Here is a 557-nt window from a genome sequence, read left to right as displayed (position 1 = left end):
GCGTGACACAGGGGGATCTACCGAATTACACGAATCTGCTTGACGAACCGGTCGATCACGGCATCGGCCGGTCCCGCGGCGGGCTGACCTGCAAAGTCCACCTGGCGTGCGATGGCGACGGACGTCCCTTGTCGGTGCTGGTGGGTCCTGGCCAGGCCGGCGACAGCCCGATGTTCGGCCCGCTCCTGGAGGGCATCTGCGTGCCGCGCATCGGTGGCGGCGCACCCCGCACGCGCCCGGACGAGGTCCGTGCCGACAAGGCGTACACATCCAAGGCCAATCGAGAACTGCTACGCAGCAAGGGCATCAAGGCGGTCATTCCCGAGAAGTCCGATCAGGTGGCCAACCGCAAGAACAAGGGCAGCGCGGGCGGTCGGCCACCGAACTTCGATGCCGAGTCGTACAAGGGCCGCAACGTGGTGGAAAGGGCCTTCAACAAGGCAAAACAGTGGCGAGCGGTGGCAACCCGGTATGACAAGCTTGCCCTGACTTACCGGGCTGGATTCCTCCTCGCCGGCATCGTCGAATGGCTCAAACTATTGGGAGACATGCCCTAG

General features: G+C 64.3%; 1 protein-coding gene. It reads left to right on the top strand.

Translation table 11 applies throughout. The annotated features are described in order from the left end of the window. Nucleotides 1-557 (top strand): IS5 family transposase (locus tag AZG88_RS22125; RefSeq protein ID WP_197487896.1); only part of this gene is annotated, 557 nt, incomplete at its 5' end.

The organism is Rhodococcus sp. LB1, from assembly GCF_001583455.1.
GTDB classification, from domain to species: domain Bacteria; phylum Actinomycetota; class Actinomycetes; order Mycobacteriales; family Mycobacteriaceae; genus Rhodococcus_F; species Rhodococcus_F opacus.
This window is presented reverse-complemented; position numbering and strand designations above follow the sequence as displayed.